The sequence below is a fragment of the Citrobacter europaeus genome (assembly GCF_037482245.1).
GTDB lineage: Bacteria > Pseudomonadota > Gammaproteobacteria > Enterobacterales > Enterobacteriaceae > Citrobacter > Citrobacter europaeus.
On sequence record NZ_CP148084.1, the window covers coordinates 70,863 to 87,922 of the forward strand.

Genomic DNA, 17,060 nt, shown 5'->3' on the forward strand with positions numbered 1-17,060 from the left:
GCAGTTATTATGCAGCACAGGCCGGACACGTTATGTCGGCAAAGATAGGTAAAATAATGAAATCTGAAAAATAGTGCGGCACGATAACGCCTTGTTAAGAATGGTTTTGTCTGAAAAACATTCATCATAGCGACACAACCTGACGGATGTGGTGTTAGCCAAAAACTCTGTCCCATAACACGGTGGCAAGTTGTACTAATTTTTGGCGTAGTTTCCTCAAAAAGCTGGTCCAGCCTGACGGGAAAGAGTCCGGGTTTATCACCGTATCAAATGCATTTCCTGCCATCTCACCAAACCGCTGGCGTACAGCATCGTTGCTCTCTTTAGTCAGGTGCTCTGGTTTCAATTGCCGATAAAAGGCGCTGCTAGCCTGTATCGGTAATGCATGCACCATAAGCTCTACAAGGACCGTCAAGTTGTAGCCAGTATGAGCAGAAACTGCTATTACCGGATAAGAAGATGGAAACTGACCCGCAATTTGGGCGCTGATGGTGGCCAACGAAAGGCACTGTGTTGGAGAAGGCCGATCCTGGCATTCAGAGTTAGTTGGCAACGGAGGAATACATTCAGCCTGAGTTATCACAAATAAGAAACGTGATGGATCTGCGCCATTAGAAAGTAACAATCGGTGTGTTGTAATATCTATTGCCCGGGCGCGATCATCAGCCCGTAATACCCAAATAACTAGGTCCAGTTCAACAAACAAACGATGATAGAGCGCCATATACTCAGCATCGAACTCAGGAGTCTCACCAACGCCGGGAAGATCGACCAGGGTTATGCTGCGTTCGCCCACAGTGAGGACCAAGCGTTGTGGTTCTCGGGTACACGCCATAAGCTCGCTAGTCAGACAAGTTTGCTCCCGGAATAGTGCGTTGCAAAGGCTGCTTTTACCTGCACCTGTTTTACCCATAATTCCAATTACAGGCTCGTAGTCGATAGATTGCTTTAACTGCTTCAGGATGCGTTCGGTCGAAGAAGAGGGTAGGAAGCTAAGACAGGCTTGGAATGCGTTTACCGCATCATGTGAATCAGAGTGTTTGGACATAAGGCGCTCCTTTGAATGTATTACCTGAAAGTCTTTCGGTTCTTCAAAGGGGTAATGAGGGTGCGAAATTTATTGGGATAGTGATATTCAGTTAACTTACTGTATTTTAGCGATAAAGTGTGGAAAAGTGAGCGCCAAAAACGACAGTTTTGGCGCTATTTATTTGTGGTGTTGTGTTACCCGTTCAGCTAAGTGTTGAACCAATCCCGAAAACGTCCCCTGACCTAGGCAGTGTGTCAAGCACATACTCTGGAATGATAAAAAAGGTATTCACTTTGCTCTGTCTTCCTTTGAAATAGGAAAAGCTTACGATTTCGCCCAACTCCCCGACGTCAACAACCTGAAGTGAGAAAAAACTATTGTAGAGATCGACAATTTCTCGGGGACTCTCAATAGCTGAGCCAAAAAACAGTCGTAGATATCGCCTTAGGAGTAGGTACATGCATCTTTCGTAGTTGTCCCTGCCCCATGCCCGAAATGGATGCCTTGTGGATAAAGCCGTGTCGTCGAACCAACGATGAATTCTCATGAAACGCATTAGGAAACGGTCACGATCACCAGTTAAAATCGCATAAAACATGATAATAGCCACTAATTCAACATATACAGGAAGAAGACTCTCATAGTCCCGCCGAATAGCTTGAAGAAATTTAACAATGTCATGGTGCCCTAAGCGTAATAATTCCGAAATTAACAGCATTAGTAGGGGAAATTCATGATGCATTCCCCCAAACTCCGGCTGTTTGGCGTAATTACCATGGAAGTGCTTTAGTTTGCCAATTGATGAAAGCTCTTCGTCTACAACCTTTTTTCCAAATCGTGCAACTAGACCATCGTAAAGGCTTCCATTCAGTGGCATTTTTTTTCTTAACGCTTTCAATCCGGGGAAAAGCCTACCTTGGTACGGGATTGTATCTTTTAACATGCGATTGATACGTAATGGGGCGATGATCACATTATCAGGTGTATTTTCACCACCACTATTCACCGGATAGAAATGGCAAATTTCTAACCTTAGAAGTGGTATGGGTTTAATTTTTGATTTCTCCTTCGACACTCCCCATTGTTCGAGTGCTAAAACATAGCTCCTTTGATGCTTCGTTTTACATTGGTACAGTTGGTATAAACCAGTAATGTCATGCACTCCATTAATTGAAGCCAGTTCTATTGGGCTTCGCTTAATATGATGTTGAATATGCCCCCAGTAAGAAAATCCAATAATATCCGTTATGATCTTCCCTAAAATTTTTCTGGAACCCAGCTGGCGGTGGGCTTTGCAACAGTATTTTTTGTTTCTCATCTTTGCGATGGACAGGCCACAATAATAACAAACTGATAATGCTTTAGCTTCTTTAGCTATCCGGTTTTGGACATATGCGGCATAATGTCGTTTACAGAGACGTTTAGATCTCTCTTTATTATTTCCCCAGACAGACGTAGTGCAGTTTTTACGGACACAGATGGCCATGATATTATCCTTTATACCATTAAATGGTAATGCAGTTTAGATATAAGTATTGTTGTGTTATAGTTAATTATTAACCAATAGATAATTAGCTGATATAAATATAATGTTAAATTTAATTATCAACATACAAATTACCTAGCCAATTATTTTTCTAAATGGCTATTGGCCTCTTTTATTTGCTCTTTGCTCAATCCATTGTTCATACTCGCTCAGTTTCCACCGAGAAGATCGTCCTAACTTAATTGGTGATGGAAATAGGCCTTTCTTTATTTGAGCGTAGAAGAACTTATTTGTCAGACCTGAATTGCTCACGATATATTTCATATCGATTAAAATGTCATCATTGTTGTAACGCTGCGAAATAGTATCAGTGAGTTTTTGATTTGGGATCAAGCTCGTCACTAGCTCGGCTGGAGCTACAGATGTACCCCATACATGCTGAGGGCTAGTGGAGTCTCCGAGACGAGAAGAAAGACGGTTCCTGATGCTGTTGGCTGATTTAGGTATCTGTAATTTATTCTTAACTACATCTGTGTGTGCCATTGTTGACCTCTTCATTAAGTAAGTGTTGAAAGTGCAGGTTTGACGTTACGAAGAGGATATTAATTGGATTTTTTAGTGTGTAAAATTGGTAAATAATGAATACTTTTTTAGACACTAAATGCAAAATGCCTAAGATATCAAACGAACAGAAAGCAGTAATGGACATTCTTGATGTTATTCATTTCCATTGTGTATATACATCAAAATGCCTATCTTCAGAAGATATAAAGTTATTTCAAAATATAGTTCTTGATGTACAGGAAGCTGTAAATAAAATCAGCGCAGAAGAAGCTCTACTAGATATTTTAACTCACTATTTGATATGTGGTCTGGAAATTTCATTAAGTGGCGATGATGTAAAATTCATGAGTAAGTTGAAGGGTCAACATGAAATTCCTAATGAAGTACTAGATTCTATTTTGGAAAAGAAAAAAGAAATAGCGCTCGATCTTCTGAGTTGTATGGTATCAGAACATGGAGTTATAAAATCTGATTTTACAAAGCAATTAATTAATTTGACAAAAAAATATGAAGTGATGAATATACCAGCCACGATAGCTTATAGACTTGCTATTAAGTTCAATAGTCTAATTCATCCTGTTGATCATATTCTCTTCTATGGATACCTTAATGACCTTGGTATAATGACGTGCGCGAAATATCGGTGTGACAAAAAAAGTGATAATAAGGACTCCTTTAATCGGGTAGCATTACTTATGGAGTTTGAGATTTTTAGAGTATTTGCAAGGTTTTGTATTGATCCAGGCGGTATGGATGAAATAACCTTAAAAGCTCCTCCGAAAGATATTCCTGATACGTTAAGGAAAAATATTATAGATGAATATAAATATTTAATAGATAATGTTTTTAGTAAAGAAGGTATTCTTTATAAATTTACAGATACGAGATTAAATGAGGAGGAAACTGCTTTAATCCTTCTGGGAAATGTAAGTCGTTTATTTAAACATAGACGGTTTTTTCAAGGAACAATAGCCAGATGGCCTGGCGCTTGGGGCGCTTTTTTAATAGAACTTTTAAGACAGGAGAATCCAACAAGAGCAATTTATTGTGAAAGCAATAATACTAATAGCATTAGTGAAGAGGCTAAAGATATAATGGATAAACTGAATTATAAAGTATCAGCTAGAATGCTTTATTTACGTTATAGTCAATTTATAAAGAATGAATCAAAATTTATAATAAAATATAACAATATATTAGCTCAATTGCCTTATACGCCTGAATGGGATGGTGACAGCTATGTTTATCATAAATTTTTAGTGTAAAATGTAGATAAGAGATGCAGTTTTCAAAGATTTTTTAAAACCAAGAGTGTAGTTAAAATTGTGTAATTGCCTGTTTTTGATATGTTCACTCCAACAACGGAGACAGGCAAATTATGGACGAAAAGAAACTTAAAGCACTCACGGCTGAACTGGCTAAGGGCCTTAAAACCGAAGCCGACCTCAATCAGTTTTCCCGTATGCTGACGAAATTAACCATCGAAACGGCATTCAACGCGAGCTGACTGACCAACCCGGGTATGAGAAAATACGCCCAAAACAGGCTCAAACACCCGTAATGGCTACTCGTCAAAACGGTATTGTGCGATGACGGCGAGATAAAACTGAACACGCCGAATGACCGTGAAAACACCTTCGAGCCCCAGCTGATTAAGAAACACCAGACGCGCATTACGCAGATGGAAAGCCAGATTTTATCCCTATCACGCCATTCTCTTTAATTCAATCTTATAATCTTAACGTAGTACTATAATGAAATGGATGACTCCACTCCATTTCTTAGAAAAAAATAGACTCCAGATCGCTCTTTGTTATATATTTCGAACATACACCCCGTAGCAATGACATAAGAGATTCTTTCCCTCCTGTTGATGTGATAAAGGATAAGAAATCATTTTTGATGTTATTTTCTTTAAAATGTATTTTGTAAATGCAATCCGTAAATAAAACGGGATCACCATTATATACTCTAATTTTCCCTGCAACCCTGCTTCCAACCCTACACATGATGACATCCCCTTTGGTAACATATGATTTATTGGGAGATATAGATTTTATCGGCAGATAAAAATCTTTATCAAATGTTGTGCTGTGTATGTAATCTTCGCCCATCATTTTTAGATCTATATGTGTAAGTTTCCCACGTTGAATTGTGGCATAGTTAAGTAATTGTCTAGTTCCTGTAATTTTATTCTTCGCTTTATGAAAAGTAAAATCCATTCTATCAACTAAAGAATCATTTAATACCATAATACTTTTTTTGTTTACATCAAAAGAAGATAGTTTAGTCTCTATTTTATTAGGACATCTATTCCTGATAAATAAGACATGAGTTTTCGCTTCAGTCTTAGAAAATGGACTTCCATTTAATTCAACTATCTCTTCAATACTGAATTTCCTTAGCAAGGCCTCTCTAAAGATACGAGATTTTACACCTGAAATAATCGAATCAGGAAGAATAATAGCAAGAATGCCATTTTTTTTTAAAAAATTCATGTATTGGCATAAAAAAACGTATTCAGCTCTAATTTTTTTACCGGTTTTAATTTCTATGTTTAATGTGCTGCTTAATAAAGATTGAATAAAAAGATCTACAGTTACATTATTTAAAAAAGGTGGATTACCTAATGCAAAATCAAAGGTCAATTTATCCAAAAAATCAATGGGCTTGGTTGCATCAGCATTGAAAGTTTCGTAATCTGGATGCATCTCCTTCAGAGATGAACAGTTCGCATCGTCGATATCGATCGCGTACATTTTGCAGTTAGGGGCTTTGAGCTCAATAGCTGCAAGCAGATGCCCTTCACCGGCAGCTAGCTCCAGTGTTCGAGATGGAGACTTTCCTATGATTTTTAAAGCCTTTTCAACAATCCGTACTGCAATGTCAGAAGGCGTGTAGTATTGTCCAAGGGAGCTTTGTTTAGTCATCACTTTAAGTTGTTTATACGCTTTTGAGCTTGAATGATATCTAAAGGCACCCGCTGGTACCAGCATTATAAGCGTGAGGATGAGAAATTGTCTGTTACTGAGAATGAAGAGTTTGAATACCGAGCAGACCATATGACTCTTGAGGAGCTCGAGAGGATCACAGCAGAAAGCCGGTTTTATAGTGGCGTACTAAAAAAAATATTATCTCGTGGTTCAAAGTTGATCGTTGGGCCTAGAGGAGTAGGTAAAACTCACCATATGCGCATCGCTTTTAAACAAGCGCTAGGCAGTGAGAATAAGCCTTTTCCTGTTTATATGACATTCTCAAAATATCTGAGATTGGAACCTTTAAAAAATTCATCGTCAATTGCTATACAATATTTCCATTGTTGGGTGTTATCTAAAATATTATTAGGTGTTAAGGACACTTTAGATGAATTAAAAATACCCTGCGATAAAGTAATTCTAGATACTGACCTAGAATGGAATGATCTTTCCTATTATTGTGAGCAAATTGAAAAACAACAAATAAGAGATTGGCACAATAATTTATTGGATACTATTTCGGTAGCGCTAGTAACAGAATTTATCGAAAAAGCTATAACGGATTCTAATCGCAAGCATGCGATTCTTTTATGTGATGATGCAGCGCTGGTTCTCACTAAGGATTACATGGTTGAATTCTTTGATATTTTCAGATCACTTAAATCATCAAAAATATCACCTAAAGCATCGATATATCCTAATACTGAATTAGGACCGCGTTTCCATATAGGTCAAGATGCAGAAAGTGTTTCTTGTTGGCCGACAATTGATGATGACGAATATGTAGAATTATTCGAACAAATTTATAGTAAAAGATATACCAATGAATTAAAAGATGATGTTAAAAAGTGTTTTATTTATGCAGCTTTTGGTGTTCCAAGAGCTTTCATTAATTTGATAAACCAGTATGAAATTTCGTCGAAAAACAGCATACAGAGTAAAGTAAACTCAGTGATATCTGAGCAATCAGAGATCATTCTAAAAGAGTTTAAAACATTGTCCTCTAAACAGCCTCAGTATAAACAATATGTTAATGCAGGCCATAAAGTATTAAATGAAATTATTAGCGAGATCACGCTAGCAAATAAAAAGGCATTAGCTGAAAACAAGCAGCAGGTTTATTTGGGAGTATTGCAACAGCAAGAAAACGCTAATAAAAAGAATAAAGATATTAGCTTGATTATAAGGCTTTTAGAAGAGACTGGTTTGCTTTCACGTATTCATCCAGTTAAACACGGAAAAACAGCAACAGGATCGCGGACTTATGACCGATTTATTCCACATTTCACACTTCTTCTAAATGAAGGTGCCTATCAAGTTGGTAGGGCTGGTTATATTACAAATTTTTCAACATCTATCTCTTTCCCAAAAGAAAAGCACCCTGTTAGAAAAAACTCATTTGCTGAGTTTTTGACACAAGATGAAATCGACTCGCTATCATTAGAGTTGCCTAGCTGTTCTAGTTGCGGAAATCCCAGAAAAGATGAGGAACAACGGTTTTGTATGTATTGTGGGTCGGAGTTGATAAATAAGTCCACCTTCGATGAATTGACATCAAAGAAAATTGACGATTTACCATTATCTAAGTGGTTGAAAACAAAAATAAAAGAAGAAACTCGTATTGAAACTATTGCTGATATTGTTTTTTCTACAAATCCTGCTCAAGAACTTAGAAGAGCAAAAGGTGTTGGAGAGAAAAAGGCCGTAAAAGTTATCAATGAAGCAACACGGTTGATGGAGGAGTTTCTTTCATAATGGCTAAAGAAAAGAAAGCCCCATTTTTTATTAAAGTATGCGGTGACTCGCGAGTAGTCACGCTGAATACTGTCAATTTATTTGGTATGGATCGCGATATTGTAGATTCGCCAATTGATGTATATATCAAAAAAAACAAATCTCTCTTAGTTAAATTGGGGAGATTAGAAAGAGAAGGATTGTTAGATTCGACAAATGAGGAAGATCGTGATGTTTACAATCTTTTTTTGTTAGGTTTTATATCAAATGTCGAATCATTTATTCGGCGAATTATACGAGAGACTATTCTTTTAGATAATATCGCTTATGAACAATGCTTGGAGCAGCAGTTAACTTATGCTGCGGCAATTCACCATAAGGCTGACCTTTTGCCAGAGGCTTTATTAGAGAATTGTACATTTATTAGCTTGGATAATATTCAAAAAACCACCAAAACTTATCTAGATATAAATATCAATAAGCAATCAAGTGATCAGAAAGAACTTATTGAATGCTTATCGATGTTTGAACAACTATGTCAATTAAGACACTGTATCGTACACCGCGCAGGGTTATTAGGCTCAAAAAACGCTGTTAAATTAGGTATTAATCAGCATAGCAAATTTTTTGAAAAACCTATAGTTCTCGATTTTTCATTCCTTCAGGAATCAAGCGCAATATGTTTAAATTGTGTCAGGACGTATAATAATTTTCTATTTAATGAGCTGCTAAAAAGATATGTGGTAACAAATAAATCAGCTCTATCATGGAATTTTAATTCGGATAGAAAGTGGTTTTCACGTTATTTCAAGCTTTTTGTGTCCAGTGAATTAAATAATGAAATTATTCGACAGCAGAAACAACCATATACGCCTAAAACAGCTTATAATGAATTAAGAGACTATTACGAAGGGTCTTAATTTATTTTAATTAAGGGCAACCATTCAAGAACTATGATTGCCCTTACTCCCTCTAAGCATTAACAACTTTAATATTATGAATCTTCATTTCAGTTATATAGTTCGCATACCACTGCATCATCTCTTTTCTTCCATCCAGATATTGCGCATGGTTGTAAGCCCCACGAATCGCATTCTTATCCACATGAGCAAGTTGAGTTTCAATCCACGCAGAGTCAAAACCTTCTTCGTGCAGAATGGTACTCATTGTGTGACGGAAACCATGCCCCGTCAGCCTTCCTTTGTATCCTAATAACTCAATCACCTGATTAATGCTTTCTTTTGAGATCGGCTTAGTACGATCATTACGTCCGATGAATACAAGCGGATATAGCCCAGTAATAGGTTTCAGTGACTCAAAGAGTGCTATTACTTGATCCGACATAGGTACGATGTGCGGTCGCTTCATCTTCATCACCTCGGCAGGTATCTCCCAGAGTCGCTTTTCAAAGTTGATATCTTCCCAACGGGCGAAACGCAACTCCTGAGTTCGTACACCTGTAAGCATGATGATTTGGGTTGCCGTCTTGGTAATAATGCTACCAGTGTACCCAGCTAGATCTTCGAGGAAGTGCGGTAGTTCTTCAGCAGTCAGGAAGGGAAAATGTGTTTTCTTGGGTGTGGCGAGGGCAGTAGCGAGATCGGGGGCTGGATTGTATTCAGCGCGTCCGGTCACGATCGCATGACGGAATACTTCGCCACAGCGTTGCCTGACTTTGCGCATCTTTTCTAACGCGCCACGTTTTTCCATTCGGCGCAGAGTTTCAAGTAACTCCATCGGTTTTATCTCTGCAATGGGACGCTTACCAATGTAGGGAAAAACATCTTTCTCGAAGGTATCAATGATTTCTTCACGATAGCGCAACGACCAACGGTCAGCTCTCACCTGATGCCATTCTCTAGCAATTGCTTCAAAAGTGTTTTCAAAGCCTAGCTTCTGAGCGATTTTCTCCGCTTTCTTTACTTCACCAGGATCGTTACCCGCTGCCAGTACCTTTTTTGCAGCTTCACGTTTATCACGTGCTTCAGCCAAGGAGACTTCTGGATATACACCAAAGGCCAAGCGTTTTTCTTTACCAGCATAACGGTACTTCAAACGCCAGTAACGTGAGCCACTGGTCGCTACCTCAAGGTAGAGGCCACCGCCATCAGATAACTTGTAAGACTTTTCTTTCGGTTTAGCAGTATCAACTTGACGGGCTGTTAACTTCATTGGGGGCACCTCAAAATGGGGGCATCTTTTATGCCCCCCATAATGCCCCCAGAATGTACTTGATTCTGGTAGACATCAGTTGACATCAGGAGAACATAACTGATTGCAATAGCAGGTAGTATAAGGGATTTATTGACTGTGAGGGAATTCAGGGGAGGCTAATTGGCGGAAGATCACAGGAGTCGAACCTGCCCGGGACCGCTGGCGGCCCCAACTGGATTTGAAGTCCAGCCACCTCACCGGAGATGACGATCTTCCGCGCCTCGATTGCTACATGGAGGCGGGGCGCATTATAGCTACTTCCAAACGTTTCCACACCCCCTCACTCACTTTTTTAACTTCCGTTTCACGTTACCATGACCCGTTTCAAATAAATCCCTACGAAATCCATAAGTTACAGTGATGATTATTTTTTGACGCTACCCCGATCACAGAAAACAAGAATCGTAATTTGATAACGAGATATCGGAATACCCGCGCCAACAGGGATGGTTTACAAAAGCTGTAACCGGTACCAGCGCGTGAGAAAGTGCAAACAAGGATGCGTAATGAAAAGTGAGATTCTGTCTGTTAAAGAGAAAATCGGCTACGGCATGGGCGATGCCGCCAGTCATATTATATTCGATAACGTCATGTTATATATGATGTTTTTCTATACCGATATTTTTGGTATTCCTGCCGGATTTGTCGGCACCATGTTTCTGCTGGCCCGCGCGCTGGATGCTATCTCAGACCCTTGCAAGGGGCTACTGGCCGACCGTACCCGGTCGCGCTGGGGGAAATTCCGTCCGTGGGTGCTGTTTGGCGCTCTGCCGTTTGGTCTGGTCTGTGTGCTCGCTTACAGTACGCCAGACCTCAGCCTGCACGGCAAAATGATTTATGCCGCAATCACCTACACGCTGCTGACCCTGCTTTATACCGTGGTGAATATTCCCTACTGCGCGCTGGGCGGTGTTATCACCAATGACCCGACGCAGCGCATCTCCCTGCAATCATGGCGCTTCGTGCTGGCGACGGCGGGCGGCATGCTCTCCACCGTGCTGATGATGCCGCTGGTGAATCTGATTGGCGGCGAAGATAAAGCGCTGGGCTTCCAGGGCGGGATTGCCGTGCTCTCGGTAGTGGCGTTTCTGATGCTGGCGTTTTGCTTCTTCACAACCAAAGAACGTGTGGAAGCGCCGCCGAGCAGCACCTCAATGCGTGAAGACCTGCGCGACATCTGGCAAAACGACCAGTGGCGCATTGTCGGCCTGCTGACCATCCTCAACATCCTGGCCGTCTGTGTTCGCGGCGGGGCGATGATGTATTACGTCACCTGGATCCTGGGCACGCCGGAAGTGTTTGTCGCCTTCCTCACCACTTATTGCGTCGGCAACCTGATCGGCTCTGCGCTGGCAAAACCGCTGACCGACTGGCGATGCAAAGTCAGCGTCTTCTGGTGGACGAACGCCCTGCTGGCGGTCGTCAGTCTGGCGATGTTCTTCGTGCCGATGCACGCCAACATCACCATGTTCGTCTTCATCTTCGTGATTGGTGTACTGCATCAGCTCGTGACGCCCATCCAGTGGGTAATGATGTCCGACACCGTTGATTACGGCGAGTGGTGCAACGGAAAACGTCTGACGGGGATCAGCTTTGCGGGAACGTTGTTCGTGCTCAAGCTGGGTCTGGCGCTCGGTGGGGCGATGATCGGCTGGATGCTGGCGGGCGGCGGTTACGATGCCGCAGCGAAAACCCAGAACAGCGCCACCATCAGCATCATTATCGCATTGTTCACGATTGTCCCGGCTATTTGTTACCTGCTGAGTGCCGTGATCGCCAAACGCTTCTATACCCTGAAAACGCCTTATCTGACGGAAATTATGAGCCAGTTGGCTCAGGGCGCGCGCCGCAATCAGCAGGATTTTACGACGAAAGAATTACAGAACTAAGGAACTGACGATGAAAATTAGCGATGGTAACTGGCTGACGCAACCTGGCCTGAATTTAACTCACCCGATTCAGGTATTCGAGGTCGAACAGCAGGGTAACGAGATGATCGTCTACGTTGCGCCGCGCGACGTGCGTGAACGTACCTGGCAACTGGATACCCCACTCTTCACCCTACGCTTTTTCTCGCCGCAGGAAGGCGTGGTTGGCGTGCGTATGGAACACTTCCAGGGCGCGCTGGATAACGGTCCGCACTACCCGTTGAACGTGCGGCAGGACGTCAACGTCGAGATGCAAAACACCGCTGAATTTGCCGAACTGAAGAGCGGTAATTTGAGCGTGCGGGTCACCAAAGGTGAGTTCTGGTCGCTGGATTTCCTGCGTAACGGGGCACGTATTACCGGCAGCCAGTTGAAAAATAACGGCTATGTCCAGGATACCCACAGCGGGAAAAACTATATGTTTGAGCGCCTGGATCTGGGCGTTGGGGAAACGGTGTACGGGCTGGGGGAGCGCTTTACCGCGTTGGTACGTAACGGCCAGACGGTGGAAACCTGGAACCGCGATGGCGGCACCAGTACCGAGCAGTCTTACAAGAACATCCCGTTTTATCTCACCAACCGCGGCTACGGCGTGCTGGTGAACCATCCGCAGTGCGTGTCGTTTGAAATCGGCTCTGAGAAAGTGTCGAAAGTGCAGTTCAGCGTTGAAAGCGAGTATCTGGAGTATTTCGTCATCGACGGCCCAACGCCGAAAGCGGTGCTGGATCGCTATACCCGCTTTACCGGTCGTCCGGCGCTGCCGTCCGCCTGGTCGTTCGGCCTGTGGCTGACCACGTCGTTCACCACCAATTATGATGAAGCAACGGTGAACAGCTTTATCGACGGCATGGCCGAGCGCAATCTGCCGCTGCACGTCTTTCACTTCGACTGTTTCTGGATGAAAGCCTTCCAGTGGTGCGACTTTGAGTGGGATCCGGCGACCTTCCCGGACCCGGAAGGCATGATCCGTCGCCTGAAGGAGAAAGGGCTGAAGGTCTGCGTCTGGATAAACCCCTATATCGGTCAGAAATCCCCGCTGTTCAATGAATTGAAAGAGCAAGGGTATCTGCTCAAACGTCCGGACGGTTCCCTGTGGCAATGGGATAAATGGCAGCCGGGTCTGGCGATTTATGACTTTACCAATCCGCAAGCCTGCGAGTGGTATGCCAACAAGCTGAAAGATCTGGTGGATATCGGCGTTGACTGCTTCAAAACTGACTTTGGCGAACGCATTCCCACAGACGTGCAGTGGTTTGACGGTGCCGATCCGCAGAAAATGCACAACCATTATGCCTACATCTACAACGAACTGGTGTGGAACGTGCTGAAAGAAACCGTCGGTGAAGAAGAGGCTGTGCTGTTCGCCCGTTCGGCCTCCGTGGGCGCGCAGCAGTTTCCGGTGCACTGGGGCGGTGACTGCTACGCCAACTATGAATCGATGGCCGAAAGCCTGCGCGGTGGGTTGTCTATCGGTCTGTCCGGCTTTGGCTTCTGGAGTCACGATATTGGCGGCTTTGAGAATACCGCCCCGGCGCACGTCTACAAGCGCTGGTGTGCGTTCGGGCTGCTCTCCAGCCACAGCCGCCTGCACGGCAGTAAATCCTACCGTGTGCCGTGGGCGTACGATGACGAATCCTGCGATGTGGTGCGCTACTTCACCGAACAGAAATGCCGTATGATGCCGTACCTGTATCGCGAAGCGGCACGCGCCAATGAGCAAGGCACGCCGATGATGCGCGCAATGATGCTGGAGTTCCCGGACGATCCGGCGTGTGATTATCTCGACCGCCAGTACATGCTGGGCGATAGCGTGATGGTTGCGCCGGTGTTTAGCGAGGCAGGAGATGTGCAGTTCTACCTGCCGGAAGGACGCTGGACGCATCTGTGGCATAACGACGAGGTGGCGGGCAGCCGTTGGCATAAACAGAGGCATGACTTCCTGAGTCTGCCGGTGTATGTGCGCGACAACACCCTGCTGGCGCTGGGGCGCAATAATCAGAAGCCGGACTACGCCTGGCACGAAGGGACCGCCTTCCAGCTGTTCCATCTGCAGGAGGGCCGGGAAGCGATTTGTGAAGTCCCGGCGGCTGACGGTTCGGTTATCTTCACGCTGAAGGCGACGCGTGCGGGTAATACCATCACCGTGCAAGGGAGTGGCGAAGCGCGTAACTGGACGCTGTGCCTGCGTAATATTGCGCAGCTCAGCGGCGTGAAGGGCGGTTCATCTGCGGGCAGCGAGCAGGGCGTAGTGGTAACGCCTGAAGGTGATACTCTGACGATTACCCTGTAAATTCAGTCTACGTGGTGCCGGATGTGTTTTATCCGGCCCACGCTGCGAGCAGCGTTCCAGATCTGAAAATCAAAAACATCCTGATTTAAAATTTTATATCTCCATATTTGCGAGCGTTATCACTCTAATTCCCGCGAAAAATGTGATCTGCGCCGTAAATATCTCACTATTTCCCCCTTTTTGTCTTATTTCTGTCCGGAATACAGGACACGATTTAGTATTGTTGGCGCATCGTAGTCCTCTTATATTTATCATCACGGAATACACGTGGAGCATAAATGCTTCTTTATAACCTAAATAATTCGAGTTGCAGGAAGGCGGCAATGCAGCGAATCCCCTGAGCGTACATAAGTACGTGACTGGGGTGAGCCAGGAAAGCCAACGCACATGCAGCTTGAAGTATGACGGGTATAGATATTTAATCTGGTATGTAATAAGGGTAAATAATGCAAATGATTACCTCGCGACAAAACAGATTATTAAAATTTCTTCTGTCCCGGAAGGAATATGTCACACTGCTGAAAATTGCCGAATATTTATCTGTTTCAGAGAAAACAGTCCAGCGCGATCTACGGCTACTGGAATCATGGTTAGCGGAATGGAAAATAACCATTGATAAACGTACCGGTGCGGGCGTGATATTAATTGCCGATAATATTACCGATCTTTTATATCTGGATCAGTTATTAGGGGTGGAGGGTGAAGATGCTGACGGCATGATGAATAATTCACGACGAGTCAAAATAGCCTCCCAATTATTAAGTGAAACGCCACATGAAACTTCGATCAGCAAATTATCCGAACGTTATTTCATTAGTAGCGCATCGATTGTTAACGATCTGAAAGTGATTGAGTCCTGGATCACTCCGCTGGGCCTGTCGCTGATTCGCAGCCAAAGCGGTACGCACATCGAAGGCAGTGAGAGCGGCGTGCGTCAGGCGATGGCGTCGCTGATTAACGGTGTGATTAACCATAATGAACCTGGTAACGTGGTTTATTCACGCCTTGACCCGGGCAGTTACAAAGCGTTAGTGCATTACTTTGGCGAAGAAGACGTTTTATTTGTCCAGACGTTGTTGCAGGAAATGGAGAACGATCTGTGCTGGTCGCTGGGTGAGCCTTATTACGTCAATATCTTTACTCATATTCTGATCATGATGTACCGCATCACGCGGGGCAACGCGCTTGCGAGAAAAGAAGAAAACATCACTTTATGTGACGAGAACATTTTTTCCATTGCCAGCCGTATGATTCAGCATATCGAAAAACGTATTGCTCATCCGCTACCGGAAGACGAAGTCTGGTTTATTTATCAATACATTATCTCCTCCGGTGTAGTGATTGAGGAACATAACGATGTGAGCGTGATTGGCCATATGCACTCCAGCGACGAAGCACGCTTAATTACCCAGCGGCTGATTGCCACCTTCGCCGAAATGGTTGACAGCGATCTTAGCCAGGACACTGCACTGTACGACGGATTGCTGATCCACATTAAGCCGCTGATTAACCGCCTGAACTACCAGATCCGTATTCGTAACCCCCTGCTGGAGGACATTAAAGGCGAGTTACAGGATGTCTGGCGTCTGACTCAGTGTGCGGTAAATCGGGTGTTTAGCGGCTGGGGCGAGCGGGCCGTGTCGGAAGATGAGGTGGGATATTTAACCGTGCATTTTCAGGCCGCAATGGAGCGGCAGATAGCACGAAAGCGCGTGCTGCTGGTCTGCTCAACCGGTATCGGCACCTCTCACTTACTCAAAAGCCGCATTTTGCGCGCCTTTCCGGACTGGACCATCGTTGGCGTGGTGTCGGCAGGCAGCCTGCCCTCCGTACTGACGGACGATATTGAACTGGTGGTATCGACGATCAATTTACCTGCCGTTGCCATCCCGGTCGTGTATGTCACTGCCTTCTTCAATGATGCGGATATTAAGCGGGTAACAGAAACGGTTATTACGGAAAAATTACATCGGGCGACGTCGCTGGTCGTTGCAAATTAATGTCTGAACTCCATGAGGTATGATTGATGGACATCACGAAAATACTCAATACAAATCGCGTTATTTTGGACATGAATGCCACAAACAAAACGGAGGCTATTGAGGAACTGACGGATATTCTGCAAAAAGATGGGGCAATTAGCTGTCGGGAAACATTTATTCAGGATGTCTGGCTGCGTGAATCAGAAGGTTCGACCGGCTTCGAAAATCATATTGCGATCCCGCACGGGAAATCTTCGGCGGTGGTTAATACTACGCTGGCGATTGGTCGTACCCGCCAGGACATTCCATGGGAAACCCTGGATGGCAGCAACGTGCGCTGCATCATTCTGTTTGCCGTACGCCTTGAAGATCAAAACACCACCCATATTCGTCTGCTTTCGCAGGTTGCCGGCGCGTTGGCGGATGACGATATTATTGAACAACTGTTAGTCGAAAGCAGTCCACAGAAAATTATTGAGCTTTTTAGCCAATATGCTGAATCCAATGTTTACTAAATAAAAAAGTGGAGCATGTTATGAATATTGTTTGTGTCGCCGCCTGTACGGCGGGTATTGCGCACACCTATATTGCTCGTGAAAAGTTAATTAAAGGTGCTAAAGCGCTTGGCCATAATATAAGAGTAGAAACCCAGGGGACCATTGGCACGGAGAACGAACTGCTGGCAGAGGATATTTCTGCGGCTGATGTTGTGATTCTTGCTGTCGATGTAAAAATAAAAGGGGAGGAGCGCTTTTCAAATAAACGCATTGTGCGAGTGAAAACCGAAATCGTCATAAAATCGCCGATTCAGTTTCTTGAAAAGGTCGAAAAATCATTAGTTAATACTAACCAGTAGC

13 protein-coding genes, 1 tRNA gene and 1 pseudogene are annotated in these 17,060 nt (G+C 43.8%); 9 read left to right on the plus strand and 6 right to left on the minus strand.

Features of this window, described 5'->3' with window-relative positions; all coding sequences use genetic code 11:
- Window positions 1-154 precede the first annotated feature (154 nt).
- From WHR59_RS00355 to WHR59_RS00365, 3 genes are all read right to left on the minus strand, one after another.
- Window positions 155-1,048 (minus strand): GTPase family protein, encoded by an 894-nt coding sequence (locus WHR59_RS00355; RefSeq protein ID WP_192226451.1) that lies wholly within the window; start codon window positions 1,046-1,048, stop codon window positions 155-157.
- Between the two features lie 184 nt (window positions 1,049-1,232).
- Window positions 1,233-2,516: a hypothetical protein gene (locus WHR59_RS00360; protein ID WP_338843509.1), complete on the minus strand. Its 1,284-nt coding sequence runs from the start codon at window positions 2,514-2,516 to the stop codon at window positions 1,233-1,235.
- Window positions 2,517-2,675: 159 nt separating this feature from the next.
- Window positions 2,676-2,840 (minus strand): helix-turn-helix transcriptional regulator, encoded by a 165-nt coding sequence (locus tag WHR59_RS00365; RefSeq protein WP_187301237.1) that lies wholly within the window; start codon window positions 2,838-2,840, stop codon window positions 2,676-2,678.
- A 377-nt stretch (window positions 2,841-3,217) separates the two neighbouring features.
- Between WHR59_RS00365 and WHR59_RS00370 the strand changes: the two genes are divergently transcribed.
- A complete protein-coding gene (locus WHR59_RS00370) occupies window positions 3,218-4,345 on the plus strand; it encodes a hypothetical protein (RefSeq protein WP_338843510.1) in 1,128 nt (375 codons plus the stop codon).
- 113 nt (window positions 4,346-4,458) lie between these two features.
- Window positions 4,459-4,785: pseudogene (locus WHR59_RS00375) on the plus strand (transposase); the annotation flags it as partial.
- Between the two features lie 76 nt (window positions 4,786-4,861).
- Here the strand turns inward: WHR59_RS00375 and WHR59_RS00380 are convergent.
- Window positions 4,862-6,076, minus strand: coding sequence for an N-6 DNA methylase (locus WHR59_RS00380; protein ID WP_338843511.1), 1,215 nt, complete (start codon window positions 6,074-6,076; stop codon window positions 4,862-4,864).
- Window positions 6,077-6,097: 21 nt separating this feature from the next.
- Between WHR59_RS00380 and WHR59_RS00385 the strand changes: the two genes are divergently transcribed.
- Both WHR59_RS00385 and WHR59_RS00390 read left to right on the plus strand, forming a co-directional pair.
- Entirely contained in the window at window positions 6,098-7,810 is a 1,713-nt protein-coding gene (locus WHR59_RS00385; RefSeq protein ID WP_139157166.1) for a zinc ribbon domain-containing protein, read from the plus strand.
- Window positions 7,810-8,709 (plus strand): hypothetical protein, encoded by a 900-nt coding sequence (locus WHR59_RS00390; protein WP_116944062.1) that lies wholly within the window; start codon window positions 7,810-7,812, stop codon window positions 8,707-8,709. Before WHR59_RS00385 ends, WHR59_RS00390 begins: the two co-directional genes overlap by 1 nt.
- Before the next feature lie 52 nt (window positions 8,710-8,761).
- On the opposite strand, the gene WHR59_RS00395 is transcribed toward WHR59_RS00390, so the two are convergent.
- Both WHR59_RS00395 and WHR59_RS00400 read right to left on the minus strand, forming a co-directional pair.
- Window positions 8,762-9,961: a tyrosine-type recombinase/integrase gene (locus WHR59_RS00395; RefSeq protein WP_192226461.1), complete on the minus strand. Its 1,200-nt coding sequence runs from the start codon at window positions 9,959-9,961 to the stop codon at window positions 8,762-8,764.
- 163 nt (window positions 9,962-10,124) lie between these two features.
- Window positions 10,125-10,219 (minus strand) — tRNA-Sec (locus WHR59_RS00400).
- A 290-nt stretch (window positions 10,220-10,509) separates the two neighbouring features.
- Here WHR59_RS00400 and WHR59_RS00405 point away from each other — a divergent pair.
- The 5 genes from WHR59_RS00405 to WHR59_RS00425 all read left to right on the plus strand — a co-directional run bounded on the left by WHR59_RS00405 (window position 10,510) and on the right by WHR59_RS00425 (window position 17,059).
- Entirely contained in the window at window positions 10,510-11,892 is a 1,383-nt protein-coding gene (locus tag WHR59_RS00405) for a glycoside-pentoside-hexuronide family transporter (protein WP_338843512.1), read from the plus strand.
- A 10-nt stretch (window positions 11,893-11,902) separates the two neighbouring features.
- Window positions 11,903-14,221 carry an alpha-xylosidase gene (yicI, locus tag WHR59_RS00410; protein WP_338843513.1) on the plus strand — a complete coding sequence of 773 codons (2,319 nt, stop codon included), beginning with the start codon at window positions 11,903-11,905 and terminating at the stop codon, window positions 14,219-14,221.
- Window positions 14,222-14,667: 446 nt separating this feature from the next.
- Window positions 14,668-16,221: a BglG family transcription antiterminator gene (locus WHR59_RS00415; protein WP_220772205.1), complete on the plus strand. Its 1,554-nt coding sequence runs from the start codon at window positions 14,668-14,670 to the stop codon at window positions 16,219-16,221.
- Between the two features lie 26 nt (window positions 16,222-16,247).
- The gene (locus tag WHR59_RS00420; RefSeq protein WP_338843514.1) at window positions 16,248-16,718 is read left to right on the plus strand and encodes a fructose PTS transporter subunit IIA; all 471 of its coding nucleotides are present in this window, start codon (window positions 16,248-16,250) and stop codon (window positions 16,716-16,718) included.
- A 20-nt stretch (window positions 16,719-16,738) separates the two neighbouring features.
- The gene (locus WHR59_RS00425; protein WP_043018754.1) at window positions 16,739-17,059 is read left to right on the plus strand and encodes a PTS fructose transporter subunit IIB; all 321 of its coding nucleotides are present in this window, start codon (window positions 16,739-16,741) and stop codon (window positions 17,057-17,059) included.
- The last annotated feature ends 1 nt before the right edge of the window (window position 17,060 follow it).